General features: G+C 52.0%; 15 protein-coding genes. 14 read left to right on the forward strand and 1 reads right to left on the reverse strand.

All coding sequences use genetic code 11. The annotated features are described in order from the left end of the window. Positions 1–67: 67 nt before the first annotated feature. The 13 genes from J1781_RS12785 (at position 68) to hisP (ending at position 12,508) form a co-directional block, all read left to right on the forward strand. Positions 68–1,078: an aspartate-semialdehyde dehydrogenase gene (locus J1781_RS12785; protein WP_129952302.1), complete on the forward strand. Its 1,011-nt coding sequence runs from the start codon at positions 68–70 to the stop codon at positions 1,076–1,078. 2 nt (positions 1,079–1,080) lie between these two features. Then, on the forward strand, positions 1,081–1,911 hold the full coding sequence (gene truA, locus J1781_RS12790; protein WP_217233703.1) for a tRNA pseudouridine(38-40) synthase TruA: 831 nt from the start codon (positions 1,081–1,083) through the stop codon (positions 1,909–1,911). A 60-nt stretch (positions 1,912–1,971) separates the two neighbouring features. Continuing rightward, complete coding sequence (locus tag J1781_RS12795; protein WP_129952304.1) at positions 1,972–2,640, forward strand: DedA family protein; 669 nt, start codon at positions 1,972–1,974, stop codon at positions 2,638–2,640. 262 nt (positions 2,641–2,902) lie between these two features. Continuing rightward, positions 2,903–3,817 (forward strand): acetyl-CoA carboxylase, carboxyltransferase subunit beta, encoded by a 915-nt coding sequence (accD, locus tag J1781_RS12800; protein ID WP_129952305.1) that lies wholly within the window; start codon positions 2,903–2,905, stop codon positions 3,815–3,817. A gap of 204 nt (positions 3,818–4,021) precedes the next feature. Continuing rightward, on the forward strand, positions 4,022–5,308 hold the full coding sequence (folC, locus tag J1781_RS12805) for a bifunctional tetrahydrofolate synthase/dihydrofolate synthase (RefSeq protein WP_217233704.1): 1,287 nt from the start codon (positions 4,022–4,024) through the stop codon (positions 5,306–5,308). Further along, the gene (gene dedD, locus J1781_RS12810; protein ID WP_129952307.1) at positions 5,298–6,089 is read left to right on the forward strand and encodes a cell division protein DedD; all 792 of its coding nucleotides are present in this window, start codon (positions 5,298–5,300) and stop codon (positions 6,087–6,089) included. Before folC ends, dedD begins: the two co-directional genes overlap by 11 nt. Positions 6,090–6,355: 266 nt before the next feature. Then, positions 6,356–6,847, forward strand: coding sequence for a colicin V production protein (gene cvpA, locus J1781_RS12815; protein ID WP_217233705.1), 492 nt, complete (start codon positions 6,356–6,358; stop codon positions 6,845–6,847). A 30-nt stretch (positions 6,848–6,877) separates the two neighbouring features. Beyond that, positions 6,878–8,395, forward strand: a complete 1,518-nt coding sequence (gene purF / locus J1781_RS12820) for an amidophosphoribosyltransferase (protein WP_129952308.1) — start codon at positions 6,878–6,880, stop codon at positions 8,393–8,395. 131 nt (positions 8,396–8,526) lie between these two features. Further along, the gene (locus tag J1781_RS12825; RefSeq protein WP_129952309.1) at positions 8,527–9,099 is read left to right on the forward strand and encodes a UbiX family flavin prenyltransferase; all 573 of its coding nucleotides are present in this window, start codon (positions 8,527–8,529) and stop codon (positions 9,097–9,099) included. Between the two features lie 322 nt (positions 9,100–9,421). Continuing rightward, positions 9,422–10,204, forward strand: a complete 783-nt coding sequence (argT, locus tag J1781_RS12830) for a lysine/arginine/ornithine ABC transporter substrate-binding protein ArgT (RefSeq protein ID WP_129952310.1) — start codon at positions 9,422–9,424, stop codon at positions 10,202–10,204. Between the two features lie 106 nt (positions 10,205–10,310). After that, the gene (locus tag J1781_RS12835; RefSeq protein ID WP_129952311.1) at positions 10,311–10,997 is read left to right on the forward strand and encodes a histidine ABC transporter permease HisQ; all 687 of its coding nucleotides are present in this window, start codon (positions 10,311–10,313) and stop codon (positions 10,995–10,997) included. Beyond that, positions 10,994–11,707: an ABC transporter permease gene (locus J1781_RS12840; RefSeq protein WP_129952312.1), complete on the forward strand. Its 714-nt coding sequence runs from the start codon at positions 10,994–10,996 to the stop codon at positions 11,705–11,707. Before J1781_RS12835 ends, J1781_RS12840 begins: the two co-directional genes overlap by 4 nt. A 27-nt stretch (positions 11,708–11,734) precedes the next feature. Further along, positions 11,735–12,508, forward strand: a complete 774-nt coding sequence (gene hisP / locus J1781_RS12845; RefSeq protein WP_129952313.1) for a histidine ABC transporter ATP-binding protein HisP — start codon at positions 11,735–11,737, stop codon at positions 12,506–12,508. A 72-nt stretch (positions 12,509–12,580) separates the two neighbouring features. Here the strand turns inward: hisP and pepT are convergent, their stop codons facing one another. Next, on the reverse strand, positions 12,581–13,813 hold the full coding sequence (gene pepT, locus J1781_RS12850) for a peptidase T (protein ID WP_129991758.1): 1,233 nt from the start codon (positions 13,811–13,813) through the stop codon (positions 12,581–12,583). A 159-nt stretch (positions 13,814–13,972) separates the two neighbouring features. Between pepT and J1781_RS12855 the strand changes: the two genes are divergently transcribed. Beyond that, positions 13,973–15,568: an ABC transporter substrate-binding protein gene (locus tag J1781_RS12855; RefSeq protein ID WP_217139025.1), complete on the forward strand. Its 1,596-nt coding sequence runs from the start codon at positions 13,973–13,975 to the stop codon at positions 15,566–15,568. Positions 15,569–15,729 lie beyond the last annotated feature (161 nt).

Consider the following 15,729-nt stretch of genomic DNA (forward strand, 5'->3'; position numbering starts at 1 on the left):
AAAACAGGGCGGTGATGTTCATCGCCCCTTTGTATTTTGTACTTTATATTTTCTGGAGAATACCAACATGTCTGATGGCTGGAATATTGCGCTGCTTGGCGCAACGGGCGCAGTCGGTGATGCGTTACTGGAATTATTGGCTGATCGTCAGTTCCCGGTTGGTGAGCTCTTCCCGCTGGCCAGTGAACGCAGTGCCGGTCAGACCGTGCGCTTTAATGGCAAAAGCCTGCGCGTACAACAGGCATCTGAGTTCGACTGGTCTCAGGTTCAGCTGGCATTCTTTGTTGCAGGCTCTGAAGCCTCTGCCTTGTATGCCGAGGAAGCTGCAAATCAGGGATGTCTGGTGATTGACAGCAGTGGCCTGTTCTCGCTTGAACATGACATTCCTCTGGTGGTGCCGGGCGTGAACCCTGATGCGCTTTCTCATTACCGCAATCGTAATATCGTGGCCGTGGCTGACAGCCTGACCAGCCAGTTGCTGACTGCCATCAAACCACTGACCGAACAGGCGGGTTTGTCCCGTCTGCACGTGACCTCTTTGCTGTCTGTTTCTGCGCTGGGCAAAGCCGCTGTTGACGATCTGGCCGGGCAAAGTGCCCGTCTGCTTAACGGAATTCCGGCAGAAGAGGGTATCTTCAGTAAACAGCTGGCGTTTAACCTTTTGCCGCTGGTCAGCGATGAAGAGGGCAGTGTGCGTCAGGAACGCCGTCTGGTGGATCAGGTTCGCAAAGTGTTGCAGGACGATGGCCTGCCGGTTTCCGTCAGCTGCGTGCAGTCGCCGGTGTTCTACGGTCATGCGCAGGTGGTACATATGGAAGGTCTGCGTCCGCTGTCAGCAGAAGAAGCACGCGCTGAACTTGAACGCATTGATGATATCAATCTGAGCGATGAAGATGATTTCCCGACGCAGGTCAGCGATGCATCCGGCAATGCCAATCTGAGCATCGGGTGTATCCGTAATGACTACGGCATTCCTGAGTTACTGCAATTCTGGTCAGTGGCTGACAACGTTCGTTTTGGCGGCGCACTGATGGCGGTGGAAACCGCAGAGAAGCTGATTAATGAGTACTGGTACTGATTATGTCCGATGAAGTGATCGCTGACGTCAGCACCGCACCGGTTGCCGGGCGTGTGGCGTTAGGCATTGAATATGACGGCAGTGCTTATTTTGGCTGGCAGCGTCAGCAGGGTGTTGCCAGTGTGCAGGAGTGTCTGGAAAAGGCACTGAGCCGGGTGGCCAATTCACCGATCGTGGTGTTTTGCGCCGGACGGACAGACGCAGGCGTCAGCGCGACGGGGCAGGTGGTGCATTTTGACACGCCGGTGTTGCGCAAAGACGCGGCGTGGACGATGGGGGTGAATACCCATTTACCCAAAGATATTGCTGTGCGCTGGTGCGCGAATGTGGGCGAAGATTTTCACGCCCGTTTCAGCGCCACTGCGCGCCGCTATCGCTACGTTATTTACAATAACCGTTACCGTTCAGCAATTTTGCATGCCGGCGTGACGCATGTTCACATGCCACTCGACGTCGGAAAAATGCAGATTGCCGGCAAGGCGCTATTGGGCGAGAACGATTTCACGTCTTTTCGTGCATCACAGTGCCAGTCGCGTACACCGTGGCGTTATGTGATGCATGTGAATGTGAGCCGTCACGGCAGTTATGTGGTGGTGGATATCAAGGCTAATGCATTTGTTCATCATATGGTGCGCAATATCGTGGGCAGTCTGGTGGAAATCGGTGCCGGTAACCAGCCTGTTGGCTGGATGGGAGAACTGCTGGCAGCGAAAGATCGCAATCTTGCGGCAGCCACCGGCAAGCCGGAAGGGTTGTATCTGGTTGCAGTCGATTACCCTGAGAAGTTTGCGCTGCCTCAGGTGAATATGGGACCCCTGTTCCTCGAAGACTAAGGAACGGATAAAGCGATTGTTTAAATGGGCTGTTAAACCGAAAAAGGGGGAGTAAATCAAATGGGTTTTATTCACTTTGTCATTGATTTTATTTTGCATATTGACGTGCATTTAGCGGAGCTGGTTGCGCAGTATGGCATCTGGGTTTACGGCATTTTATTCCTGATTTTGTTTTGCGAAACCGGTCTGGTGGTGACACCTTTCCTGCCAGGGGACTCATTATTGTTTGTGGCAGGCGCGCTGGCGGCGTTGCCGGGCAATGACATTAACGTCCATCTGATGGCATTCCTGATGGCCATTGCGGCGATCCTGGGCGATGCGGTGAACTACACTATCGGACGGGTATTTGGTGAACGTCTGTTCAGTAATCCTGATTCAAAGATTTTCCGTCGCAGTTATTTGGACAAGACGCATAAGTTTTACGAGAAACATGGCGGTAAAACGATTATTCTTGCGCGCTTCGTGCCGATCGTCCGCACGTTTGCACCGTTTGTGGCCGGTATGGGACATATGTCTTACCGCCATTTTGCTGCGTATAACGTGATTGGTGCACTGGTTTGGGTACTGTTATTTACCTATGCTGGCTACCTTTTCGGTGATCTGCCGATTGTTCAGGAAAATCTGAAATTACTGATCGTGGCGATCATTGTGGTTTCCATCCTGCCGGGTGTGGTTGAAATCTGGCGGCACAAACGCGCAGCGGCCAAAGAAAAGCGTCAGCAGGATTAATTCCGCACGTTTTTTACGCAAGCGCTTTAAAATTTAAGGCATTAAACCTGAGGGTAAGACCAGTTTTTTATCCACAGTGTCTGGCCGTTATGGTTTAATGAGCGACAATTTATGGTCTGTTCCTGCGAACAACCCTTCTGTGGCGCGGTGTGTGAGGTTTTTTATCACCCCGCACACAGGTGATTTTGGGTAGGTTTCAGGGGACTTGTTACAGCATGAACAGCGGACTGGCTTCGGCCGGGTTCAAACAGAAAGGTTATCGATGAGCTGGATTGAACGAATTCTTAGTAAGAGCACTGACTCGCAGACCCGTAAGGCAAGTATTCCCGAGGGCGTCTGGACTAAATGTGATAGCTGCGGGCAGGTTCTTTACCGCGCCGAGCTTGAGCGCAACCTCATGGTGTGCCCTAAGTGTGACCACCATATGCGCCTCAGTGCGCGTATGCGTCTGTCCACTTTCATGGACGAGGGCAGTGAGGTTGAATTAGGCAGCGAGCTTGAGCCTAAAGATGTTCTGAAGTTTAAAGATTCCAAAAAATACAAAGATCGTCTGGTTGCAGCACAAAAAGAAACCAACGAAAAAGACGCCATGGTCGTCATGAAAGGTACGCTGTTTGGCATGCCAATCGTGGTCGCGTCCTTTGAGTTTGCCTTCATGGGCGGATCAATGGCGTCTGTGGTAGGGGCCCGTTTTGTACGTGCCGTTGAGCAGGCGCTGGAAGATAACTGCCCGCTGGTCTGTTTCTCTGCCAGTGGCGGCGCCCGTATGCAGGAAGCGCTGATGTCGCTGATGCAGATGGCGAAAACCAGTGCAGCATTGGCGAAATTACAGGAACGCGGCTTGCCGTACATTTCTGTACTGACTGACCCGACCATGGGCGGTGTTTCTGCCAGTCTGGCAATGCTGGGCGACATTAACGTCGCTGAGCCGAAAGCGCTGATCGGTTTTGCCGGTCCACGCGTTATCGAGCAAACCGTGCGTGAAAAACTGCCGCCGGGCTTCCAGCGCAGTGAATTCCTGATCGAAAAAGGTGCGATTGATATGATCGTACGCCGTCCGGAAATGCGAGCTAAACTGGGCAGCGTTCTGGCGAAATTAACCGGGCAACCGGAGCCGAACGTGGCTGACGTCCATGTTGCTGTCAACGGTTCTGCCGCTGACAATCAGGATGCCTGATCGAACAGGGTAAACGCCGGTCAGTTATTCGGGCGGCCATCGTGTGTTGTGCCGCCCACACTGTTTTTCTGCAAAACTGTTTTTCTGCAAAAAAGACAGCCGTGCTTTTACTCTGTTGGTATGATCTGACAAAGAGGGCATTGCCTGCTGTCACAGTCTGGTGATGTAGCGTCGAAGTGAACCTGACAAGGTTGAACGGGACTCATGCAAAATCAACTTATTCCCCAAGCCACGTCGCCTTTGGCCACGTGGCTTTATTATCTCGAACATCTTCACTCTCAGGCGATTGAGCTTGGTCTTGATCGGGTTAAAGCGGTAGCCGCGAAACTCGATTTACTGACGCCTGCGCCACAAGTTTTCACTGTGGCCGGAACCAACGGTAAAGGCACCACCTGTGCAACGCTGGAATCCATCCTGATGGCAGCGGGCTACCGTGTGGGCGTTTACAGTTCCCCGCATCTGGTGCGCTACACCGAACGTGTCCGTATCCAGGGTGAAGAATTAGCAGAATCTGCGCATTGCGAATCTTTTGCGCTGCTGGAAGCTGGCCGTGGTGATATTTCGCTGACCTATTTTGAATACGGCACATTGTCGGCGTTGCAGCTGTTTAAACAGGCTAAGCTGGATGTGGTGATCCTTGAAGTCGGGCTGGGCGGGCGTCTGGACGCGACCAATATTGTCGATGCCAGTGTGGCAGTCGTGACCAGTATTGCGCTGGACCATACTGACTGGCTGGGATCTGACCGCGAAAGCATTGGCCGTGAAAAAGCCGGTATTTTCCGCGCCGGTAAACCGGCCGTGGTCGGTGAACCGGATATGCCGCAATCTATTGCTGCCGTTGCGCAGGAAAAACACGCGGATTTATACCGCCGTGAGGTGAACTGGCATTTTTCTGCGGATGCCGGTCACTGGCGCTGGGCAGCACTGGAAGAAGGCCATGAGGTTAACGTGCTGGAAGGTTTACCGTTGCCGAATGTGCCGCTCGCCAACGCCGCGACCGCGCTGGCCGCGCTGCATTATTCCACTCTGGATATTCCTGAAGCCGCGTTGTACAGCGGTTTACAACGTGCGGCACTGCCGGGACGTTTCCAGACGGTGAGTGAATCACCTCGTCTGATCCTGGATGTCGCGCACAACCCGCATGCGGCGGCGTATCTGGCCGGACGTCTGGCGGAACAGCCGCGAAATGGCGGTAAAGTGCGTGCTGTCGTCGGAATGTTGAAAGACAAAGATATTGCCGGTACGCTGGCTTGCCTGTCGCCTCAGGTGGACGAATGGTATTGCGCGCCGCTGGAAGGTCCGCGCGGGGCCAGTGTTGAAGAGCTGACGGCACACCTGCCGCAGGCGCACCGGTTTGACGATGTGGAGTCTGCCTGGAAACAGGCTATGCAGGAGGCTGCTCCTCAGGATATTGTGATTGTCTGCGGCTCGTTCCATACCGTAGCTCACGTAATGGATGCTATAGACACGGGGAAAACCAGTGGCAAGTAAGTTTCAAAATCGTCTGGTCGGGACGGTCATTCTGGTGGCGCTGGGCGTCATTATTTTGCCCGGTTTACTCGACGGCAAGAAAAAGCATTACGAAGACGAATTTGCGTCTATTCCATTGGTGCCAAAACCGGGTGATGTTGAGGAACAGGACTCGGTGCCACCGGTCACGCAATCTTTGCCGGCTCAGCCACCGGAAGGTGCGGATCAGGCGATGAACGGTGCTGCGCAGGAGTCGGAAGGTTCGGCGAATAACACGAATGCCGCGAATAAGGGCAATGTTGCACCGGGCAATACCACGATAGAAGCACCGCCGGTCACCACATTGCCTGAGCAGAAAAAAACGGTGCAGACTGCACCGGTAAAACCTGCGGCGCAGAAACCTAAAGTCATCGAACCTAAACCGATGGTGGAAGCGAAGCCAACGGTGAAACCGAAGGTCGTCGAGCAACCAAAACCGGTCGAGCAGCCGAAGGCCGTGGCTGAACAGCCAAAACCGGCAGAACAGCCGAAGCCTGCGCCGGAAGAAAAAGCGCCGGCAGGGCAGTCCTACGTGGTGCAGCTTGGCGCACTGAAAAATGCTGCTAAAGCCAATGAGATTGTGGCGAATCTGCGTTTGTCTGGTTTCCGCGCTTATACGGTTCCGTCAACGCCGGTACAGGGGCAGATTACGCGCCTGTACGTCGGGCCGGATGCGTCGAAGCAGAAGCTTGAGGCTTCACTTCCGCAACTGCAACAGCTGAGTGGATTAGGCGGGCAGGTTCGCGCCTATTCTGCTCACTGACTTTGCACCTCCTCCTGCAAAGGGGGAGGTGGCCGTTAAAACATAAAAAATACCACGGAGGGCACAAGCGATTGGTGCCCTTTTTCTATAAGATCCTCTGGTTGAGTTTTTATAGGTTTATGCTGCGATTGAGGTTTTTTTAATCGCTATTATTAATTTGTCTGACCGGCTGATTTCCCCTACGCAAACGTTTTCTTTTTCTGTTAGAATTCGCCGCGAACTGGATGCCGGGGCAGATGTGACTGGATTAGACACTGGAATAGTTAATGGCCTGGATTGATTACGTCATTATTGCGGTTATCGGATTTTCTGCTTTAGTCAGTTTAATCCGTGGCTTTGTCCGTGAGGCTTTATCGCTGGTAACCTGGGCTTGCGCCTTTTTTGTTGCCAGCCATTATTACCCTTACCTCGCCATCTACTTCACACGTTTCGAAGATGAATTAGTTCGAAACGGGATCGCAATTGCCATCTTGTTCATCGCGACGTTGATCGTAGGTGCAATTGTCAACTATGTGATTGGTTCACTGGTTGAAAGAACCGGGTTGTCCGGCACTGACAGGGTGTTAGGTGTGTGCTTCGGCGCACTGCGTGGGGTGTTAATCGTTTCCGCGATGCTGTTCTTCCTCGATACTTTTACCGGTTTTTCGCAAAGTGAAGACTGGAAACAATCCCAGTTGATCCCACAATTCAGTTATATCATCAGGTGGTTCTTTGACTACCTGCAGAGCACGTCGAGTTTCTTGCCAAAACATATTTAGTTCTGGCAGCGCTGAAGAGGAAAAGACAACATGTGCGGTATTGTCGGTATCGCCGGTTTCATGCCGGTAAACCAGTCGATTTATGACGCGTTAACGGTGTTACAACACCGTGGTCAGGATGCCGCAGGCATCACCACCATCGACGCGAATAATAACTTCCGTTTACGTAAAGCCAATGGCCTGGTGAAGGATGTTTTCGAAGCCCGCCATATGCAACGCTTACAGGGCAACATGGGTATAGGCCATGTGCGCTACCCAACGGCTGGCAGTTCCAGCGCTTCAGAAGCTCAACCTTTTTACGTCAACTCTCCGTTCGGCATCACCCTTGCCCATAACGGTAACCTGACCAATGCTCACGAATTGCGAAGCAATCTGTTCGAAGGCCAACGCCGTCATGTGAACACCACTTCCGATTCTGAGATTTTGCTGAATATCCTGGCGAGTGAGTTGGATCGTTTCCAGCACTACCCGCTGGAAGCTGACAACATTTTTGCTGCGGTTGCTGCAGTGAATCTGAAAATCCGCGGTGCTTACGCTTGTGTGGCGATGATCATCGGTCATGGCATGCTGGCGTTTCGTGACCCGCATGGCATTCGTCCGCTGGTGATTGGTAAACGTACGCTGGCAGATGGTCGTAATGAGTACATGGTGGCCTCTGAGAGCGTGGCACTTGATACGCTGGGCTTTGAATTCCTGCGTGACGTTGCGCCGGGCGAAGCGGTGTACATCACTGAAAAAGGTCAGCTGTTCACCCGTATGTGTGCTGAGAACCCGCAGTACAATCCTTGCCTGTTCGAATACGTCTATTTTGCACGTCCGGATTCCTTCATCGACAAAATTTCCGTCTACAGCGCCCGTGTACGTATGGGTGAAAAGCTGGGCGCGAAAATTGCCCGTGAATGGGAAGACATGGATATCGACGTGGTGATCCCGATCCCGGAAACTTCCTGCGATATCGCGCTGGAAATTGCCCGTATTTTGGATAAACCGTACCGTCAGGGGTTTGTAAAAAACCGCTATGTGGGCCGTACCTTCATCATGCCGGGTCAGCAGGAGCGCCGTAAATCAGTACGACGTAAACTGAACGCTAACCGCGCTGAGTTCCGTGATAAAAATGTCTTACTGGTCGATGATTCCATCGTGCGTGGTACCACCTCTCAGCAGATTGTTGAGATGGCGCGTGAAGCCGGGGCAAAACGCGTTTATCTGGCCTCTGCGGCACCGGAAATCCGCTTCCCGAATGTTTACGGTATCGATATGCCAAGCGCGAACGAGCTGATTGCCCATGGCCGTGAAGTCAGTGAAATCAATCAGATGATTGGGGCTGATGCGTTAATCTTCCAGGATCTGAGCGACCTTATCGCCGCAGTGAAAGAAGACAATATGGATATCGAGAAATTCGAATGTTCAGTCTTCGACGGTGTTTACGTCACCAAAGATGTGGACCAGAACTATCTGGAATATCTTGAAGCGCTGCGCAACGACGATGCTCAGGCATTGCGTGGCCAGCAGGAAGCTGAAAATCTCGAGATGCACAACGAAGGCTGATCAGCCGGTTGCTGACATTCTCTCTGGCGCGCCCCTCCGGTGAACACCGGGCGGGCGCGTTTTTTTATGCCTGAATTTATGTCAGTATTGGCACCACCGGATCCGGGTTTATTTTTTCTAAGGCAGTGTTGATGAAACGACTTATTGTCGGTATTTCCGGCGCCAGCGGCGCAATATATGGTGTCAGGCTCTTGCAGGTATTGCAGAGTGTGCCTGATATTGAAACTCATCTGGTGATGAGCAATGCAGCCCGTCAGACACTGACACTGGAAACGGATCTCACCCTGCGTGATGTTCAGGCACTGGCAGATGTGGTGCATGATTCCCGCGATATCGCGGCCAGCATCTCCTCCGGTTCTTTTAAAACTGCCGGCATGGTGATTTTGCCTTGCTCGATCAAAACGCTCTCGGGCATCGTGAACAGTTATACCGACGGTTTGCTGACCCGTGCGGCTGACGTAGTGATGAAAGAACGCCGCCGTCTGGTGTTATGTGTGCGCGAAACGCCGTTGCATCTGGGCCATTTACGACTGATGACACAGGCGGCTGAACTGGGCGCAATCATCATGCCGCCGGTTCCGGCGTTTTATCACCGCCCTGTTTCTGTGGAAGATATTATTGATCAGACGGTAAACCGGGTGATCGATCAGTTTGATATCGAGCTGCCGGAAGACTTATTTGTTCGATGGCAGGGCAGTCGTTAAACTTTCACGTCCCTATACGCACTTATTTCGCGCACTTTCGTTACATTGCACCAACAATGATCACAATTTGATTCATTGGGGTGCAGTGTCCAACCTTGCTTCGGCTATCCTTCGTTCAGACCTTTGAAAACTTTGATTATCCCGATGCTTTTTTGACCGGTTTTCACTCTCTCGCTGTGCAAAACGGCTATGCAGAGAAACGGCACGAAAAGTGCATGAGAAAATCTGGCAAAAAGCCATTTGCATCGTTCAGCAAACTATAAAAAGACGTTCATTCACGCACACGCAACCACAACAGATGAATAATCACTGAGGCTAATGTATGAAAAAGTTGTTCAAGGTTCTTCCGCTGGTTCTGGTTTTAGCCAGCGCAGGTAGTGCATTTGCTGCCGCGCCTAAAGCAATTAACATCGGTACTGATCCGACTTACGCCCCATTTGAATCGAAAGACTCCAGCGGTAAGCTGGTGGGTTTTGATATCGACCTGGCAAACGAGATGTGTAAACGTGCAGCCATTAAATGTACCTACGTTGAAAGCGATTTTGATGCGCTGATCCCGTCCCTGAAAGCGAAAAAGATTGATGCGATTATTTCCTCATTATCCATCACTGAAAAACGTCAGCAGGAGATTGATTTCACAGAGAAACTTTACGCTGCTAACGCCCGTCTGATTGCGCCTAAAGGCTCTAAAGTTCTGCCCACTCTGGATGCGCTGAAAGGCAAAAACGTCGGTGTTCTGCAGGGGTCCACTCAGGAAGCTTATGCGAATGCCATGTGGCAGCCAAAAGGCATCAATGTGGTGGCTTACCAGAACCAGGATCTGATTTATGCGGATCTGGCTTCCGGTCGTCTTGACGCAGCATTCCAGGACGAAGTGGCAGGCAGCGAAGGCTTCCTGAAACAGGCAGCGGGTAAAGATTATGCGTTTGCGGGGCCGTCGGTTAAAGATGATAAGTTCTTCGGCGTAGGTACCGGCATGGGCCTGCGTAAGAATGAAACGGACCTGAAAGATGCGCTGAACAAGGCATTTGACAGCATGCGTAAAGACGGCACTTACGACAAACTGGCGAAAAAATACTTCGACTTTGATGTTTACGGCGGCTGATATTCGTCGTGAGACATGCCAAAGGGGGCGGTACGCCGCTCCCTGCGGTTCTGACGCCGGTGGTCGTGTTGCCTGCGCAGGGATCCACTAAAGACAGGAAAAAACCATGCTGTATGGGTATTCCCAGGTAATTATCCAGGGCACGTTAGTGACACTGGAGCTGGCGATTTCGTCAGTCATTCTGGCGCTGGTGATAGGGTTAATCGGCGCGGGCGGGAAACTGTCAAAGAACCGGATCGTTTCTGGTTTTTTTGGTTGCTACACCACGCTCATTCGCGGCGTACCTGATCTGGTATTGATGTTATTGATTTTCTACGGTTTGCAGATTGCGCTTAACAGCATTACAGAATCACTGGGGCTGACACAAATTGATATCGACCCGATGAGCGCCGGTATTATCACCCTGGGCTTTATCTACGGGGCATATTTCACTGAAACGTTCCGCGGTGCGTTTATGGCGGTCCCGCGTGGACAAATCGAAGCTGCGACGGCTTTCGGGTTCAGCGGTTCACAAATCTTTCGTCGAATTTTATTCCCGGCCATGATGCGTTTTGCGCTGCCGGGCATTGCCAATAACTGGCAGGTTATTCTCAAAGCCACCGCACTGGTGTCGTTGCTGGGTCTCAATGATGTGGTGAAAGCCACGCAACTGGCCGGGAAGGGGACATATCAGCCGTTCTATTTTGCGATTGTGGCCGGTGTGGTTTATCTGATTTTCACCACGCTGTCGAACGGCGTGCTGGTGTGGCTTGATCGCCGTTATTCGCTGGGTGTGAAGAGGGCTGATCTATGATCGAAATTTTACAACAGTACGGTATGTCCCTGCTTTACAGCGACGGCTACCGTTTCACCGGTCTGGCTATCACCTTATGGTTACTGATCAGTTCCGTTGTGATAGGCGGATTACTGGCTGTGCCGATGGCGGTGGGGCGTGTGTCTTCCAACAAATTCCTTCGCTATCCGATCTGGCTGTATACCTATGTTTTCCGCGGGACGCCGTTGTATGTGCAGTTACTGGTGTTTTATTCCGGCATGTACAGCCTGGAGATCGTGCGTGGCACCGACTTCCTGAATGCTTTTTTCCGCAGCGGGCTCAATTGTACGATTCTGGCACTGACGCTCAACACCTGTGCATACACCACCGAAATTTTTGCGGGTGCGATCCGCGCGGTGCCGCACGGCGAAATTGAAGCGGCCAACGCTTACGGGTTTTCACGTTTTAAATTGTATACCTGCATTATTTTACCGTCTGCATTACGCACGGCACTGCCTGCGTACAGTAATGAAGTCATTCTGATGTTGCACTCCACCGCGCTGGCGTTTACCGCCACAGTACCGGACGTGCTGAAAATAGCCCGCGACATTAACTCGGCAACGTATCAGCCGTTTTATGCCTTCGGGATTGCTGCGGTTATTTATCTTTGCATCTCTTTTATATTGATTGGGCTGTTCCGCATGGCGGAAAAACGCTGGCTGGCACATGTAAAGCCTCAAACTCACTAATAAGAATTATTTTTGCGGAATCACGTTATGCCAGAAAACAAATTAGCGGTTCTCGATCTCCACAAACGTTATGGCGACCATGAGGTGTTGAAAGGTGTTTCATTGTCGGCGAATGCGGGTGATGTGATCAGTATTATCGGTTCATCAGGATCCGGTAAAAGTACCTTCCTGCGCTGCATTAACTTCCTTGAGAAACCAAGCGAAGGCTCGATCAGTGTCAATAATCAGGATATCCGGATGGTGCGCGACACCGATGGTCAGCTGAAAGTGTTTGATAAAAAGCAGCTGCAACTGTTACGTACCAAACTGACGATGGTGTTTCAGCACTTCAACCTGTGGAGCCACATGACGGTGCTGGAAAATGTCATGGAAGCACCGGTTCAGGTGCTGGGGTTGAGTAAGGCAGAAGCGCGGGAACGCGCGGTGAAATACCTCGATAAAGTGGGTATTGATGCCCGCGCACAAGGGAAATATCCGGTGAATTTGTCCGGTGGCCAGCAGCAGCGCGTGTCCATTGCCCGTGCGCTGGCGATGGAACCGGAAGTGTTACTGTTTGACGAACCGACCTCCGCCCTTGACCCTGAACTGGTCGGCGAAGTACTGCGCATCATGCAAAAGCTGGCGGAAGAGGGGAAAACCATGGTGGTAGTGACACATGAAATGGAGTTTGCCCGTCACGTCTCCAGCCACGTCATTTTCCTGCATCAGGGGGTGATTGAAGAGCAGGGCGAGCCTTCCGAGGTGTTCGGTAACCCGAAAAGTGCGCGGCTGCAACAATTCCTCTCAGGTGCTTTGAAGTGATTTTCGTACTCCTTCCCCTCTCACGAGGGGAAGGCTGGGATGGGGTGTGGGTTTTGCTCAGCTAAAATAGCATCAGCCTTTCGCGGCCAGCAGGCACAGCTGAACGGTCAGCTCGTAGGATTTCACAAACGAATTCACCGGCAGGAACTCAAATTTTGAGTGGAAATTATGCGCGCCGGTAAAGTAGTTCGGCGTCAGCAATCCTTTGGCCGACAATGCCGCACCATCGGTGCCGCCGCGCATCGGGATCACTTTGGGCTCCACGCCAATTTCTTTCAGTCCTGCAAAAATCAGGTCGATCGCCCGGCGATCTTCGCCGATGGCACTGCTGATATTGCTGTAGGTGTCGCTGATCTCCACCGAGACTTTTGCGCTAGGATACTGCGCGGCAATCTCTTGTGCCACGTCCTGAATTTTCTGCTTACGGGCGGCAAAACTGACGTTGTCAAAATCACGGATTGAGGCTTTCAGTTCTGCTCCCTGCTGGGATGCGCTCATGCCGTTGAACCAGATATAACCTTCCCGGCCTTCGGTGTTTTCAGGGGTTTCAGCACGGTCAAAATGGCTGATGAAATCCTGTGCCATCAACAGCGGATTCACCAGTACGCCTTTGGCCGACATCGGATGCGCTGTCACGCCGGTGAAGGTAATTTCTGCCGCCGCCGCATTGAAGTTTTCATACACCACTTCGCCCAGTTCGCAGCAATCGATGGTATAAGCAAAGTCCACATCGAAGCGGGCGAGATCCAACGCCTTGGCACCGCGCAGGCCGATTTCTTCGTCTGGCACGAACGCCACCACGATATCGCCGTATTCCTGCTCAGTCGTCAGGTTTTCCAACAGTGTCATCACTACCGTGACCGCCGCTTTATTGTCCGCGCCCAGCACGCTGGTGCCGTCGCTGAAAATAATGTCCTCACCTTTATACGGCAGGATTTCCGGGCGTTCGGAAGGGCGCAGCCAGATATCCAGTTCTTTGTTCAGACACACATCCTCACCGGTAAAACGCAACGTCTGGGGATGAATATCCGGACGCAGGCCGACATCGACCGTATCTATATGCGTAATGAACCCGATGCGCGGACCGCCTTTTTTGGTGCCGGGTTTTACTGCCGTCACGGTCGCCTGTTCGTCGATCTGAATATTTTTCAGGCCCAGCTGATGCAGTTCCTCAGCCAGTAGCCGCGCCATATCATGCTGGCCTGGCGTGCTTGGCAGGGTGGTCGCGCTGGCATCACTCTGTGATGTTACGCTGAGATAACGGTAGAAACGTTCGGTAAGCTGTTTTGCGATTGTTGTCGACATCTTGACCTCTGAATGTGCGCAAATATTGTTCCCTGTTATAAGATTTTCATATATAACAAAGTATTACTACGTGTTATCCAGATGTTAATCTGTTTTTGCTTTAGGTTCCACGATGAAGAAGATTTAAACACTCTCCGGACAGGGAAAATAGGGAAAAGAATGAAACACAACATCTTAAAAATAAGCACAGGCTTACTGGCGTTAACTCTCACTGGCGGCGTTTGTGCTAAAACGCTGGTTTACTGTTCCGAAGGTTCGCCTGAGCAATTCAACCCGCAGCTTTATACGTCGGGCACCTCTGTGGATGCCAGCGCCGCGCCAATTTATAACCGTCTGGTGGATTTCAAAATCGGTACCACTGAACTGGTGCCGGGTCTGGCAGAAAGCTGGGAGGTCAGTGCGGACGGTAAAACCTATACCTTCCACCTGCGCAAGGGCGTGAAATTTCAGAGCAGCAAGCTGTTCAAACCGACCCGTGATTTCAACGCTGACGACGTGATCTTCTCGTTCATGCGCCAGAAAGACGAAAATAATCCTTATCATAAAATTTCCGGCGGTACTTACCTTAACTTCGACAGCCTGAAAATGGGTGACCTGATCGGCAGTATTGATAAGGTGGATGATTACACCGTGCGCTTCAACCTGACGCGCCCTGAAGCGCCGTTCGTGGCCGATCTGGCATGGTATTTTGCTTCCATCCTCTCGGCGGAATATGCCGATCAGATGCTCAAAGCCGGCACGCCGGAAAAAGTCGATCAGGATCCGATTGGTACCGGGCCGTTTGAACTGGTGCAATACCAGAAAGACACGCGTCTGCTGTACAAAGCTTTCCCGGACTACTGGCAGGGTAAATCCAAAATTGACCGTCTGGTGTATACCATTACGCCTGATGCCTCAATGCGTCTGGCCAAACTCGAGAAGAATGAATGTCAGGTGATGCCATTCCCGAATCCGGCTGATCTGGAGCGTATGCGTGCCAATAAAGACATCAATCTGATGAGTAAGGCTGGCCTGAACACCGGTTTCCTGTCCTTCAACACTCAGAAACCCCCGCTGGATAATGTGAAAGTGCGTCAGGCGCTGACCATGGCGATCAACAAACCGCAAATCATAGAAGCCGTATTCCATGGTACGGGAACCGTGGCGAAAACACTGCTGCCGACCGGTGTATGGAGCTATAACGACAAACTGGTGGATTACGATTATTCACCGGAGAAAGCCAAAGCCCTGCTGGCCGAAGCGGGTATGCCGAATGGTTTTGATATCGATTTGTGGGCGATGCCGGTTCAGCGTCCGTATAACCCGAACGCCCGGCGTATGGCGGAAATGATCCAGGCTGACTGGGCCAAAATCGGCGTGAAGGCGCATATCGTCAGTTACGAATGGGGCGAGTATCAGACCCGTATCCGTAACGGTGAACACATGGCGGCGCTGATGGGCTGGACGACGGCGAACGGCGATCCGGATAACTTCTTCGGCCCGCTGTTTACCTGTAATGCCGCGAAGGGCGGTTCAAACTCAGCCAAATGGTGTTACGCGCCGTTTGATAAGCTGATCACCGAAGCCAAAGAAACGACCGATCATGCAAAACGTGTAGCGCTTTACGAGCAGGCCCAGCAAATGATGCACGATCAGGCACCGGCGGTAATGATTGCTCACTCGACCATTTTCGAACCGGTACGTAAAGAAGTGACCGGCTATGAAGTGGATCCGTTTGGGAAACATGTGTTTTATCAGGCTGATATTAAGGAGTAAATCCTGAGCGGGATTAGAACGGATGAAAATTGAAACTGTGAAAGTTTCGGTTTCTCAATAGCAGTTCTCATACGAGATATTTTGCCGAAACCGAGCAGAGGGGAAAGGCTTTTCCCCTCTGCACTCCCCTCGCTTTTTCACTGCGCGCTGTCGCTGGAACG

The organism is Rahnella perminowiae, from assembly GCF_019049695.1.
GTDB classification, from domain to species: Bacteria; Pseudomonadota; Gammaproteobacteria; order Enterobacterales; family Enterobacteriaceae; genus Rahnella; species Rahnella perminowiae.

Bases quoted from the DNA above. Each gene is read 5' to 3' on its own strand.
- J1781_RS12785 (WP_129952302.1), top strand. From the start codon at position 68: ATGTCTGATGGCTGGAATATTGCGCTGCTTGGCGCAACGGGCGCAGTC.
- truA (WP_217233703.1), top strand. From the start codon at position 1,081: ATGTCCGATGAAGTGATCGCTGACGTCAGCACCGCACCGGTTGCCGGG.
- J1781_RS12795 (WP_129952304.1), top strand. From the start codon at position 1,972: ATGGGTTTTATTCACTTTGTCATTGATTTTATTTTGCATATTGACGTG.
- accD (WP_129952305.1), top strand. From the start codon at position 2,903: ATGAGCTGGATTGAACGAATTCTTAGTAAGAGCACTGACTCGCAGACC.
- folC (WP_217233704.1), top strand. From the start codon at position 4,022: ATGCAAAATCAACTTATTCCCCAAGCCACGTCGCCTTTGGCCACGTGG.
- cvpA (WP_217233705.1), top strand. From the start codon at position 6,356: ATGGCCTGGATTGATTACGTCATTATTGCGGTTATCGGATTTTCTGCT.
- purF (WP_129952308.1), top strand. From the start codon at position 6,878: ATGTGCGGTATTGTCGGTATCGCCGGTTTCATGCCGGTAAACCAGTCG.
- J1781_RS12825 (WP_129952309.1), top strand. From the start codon at position 8,527: ATGAAACGACTTATTGTCGGTATTTCCGGCGCCAGCGGCGCAATATAT.
- argT (WP_129952310.1), top strand. From the start codon at position 9,422: ATGAAAAAGTTGTTCAAGGTTCTTCCGCTGGTTCTGGTTTTAGCCAGC.
- J1781_RS12835 (WP_129952311.1), top strand. From the start codon at position 10,311: ATGCTGTATGGGTATTCCCAGGTAATTATCCAGGGCACGTTAGTGACA.
- J1781_RS12840 (WP_129952312.1), top strand. From the start codon at position 10,994: ATGATCGAAATTTTACAACAGTACGGTATGTCCCTGCTTTACAGCGAC.
- hisP (WP_129952313.1), top strand. From the start codon at position 11,735: ATGCCAGAAAACAAATTAGCGGTTCTCGATCTCCACAAACGTTATGGC.
- pepT (WP_129991758.1), bottom strand. From the start codon at position 13,813: ATGTCGACAACAATCGCAAAACAGCTTACCGAACGTTTCTACCGTTAT.
- J1781_RS12855 (WP_217139025.1), top strand. From the start codon at position 13,973: ATGAAACACAACATCTTAAAAATAAGCACAGGCTTACTGGCGTTAACT.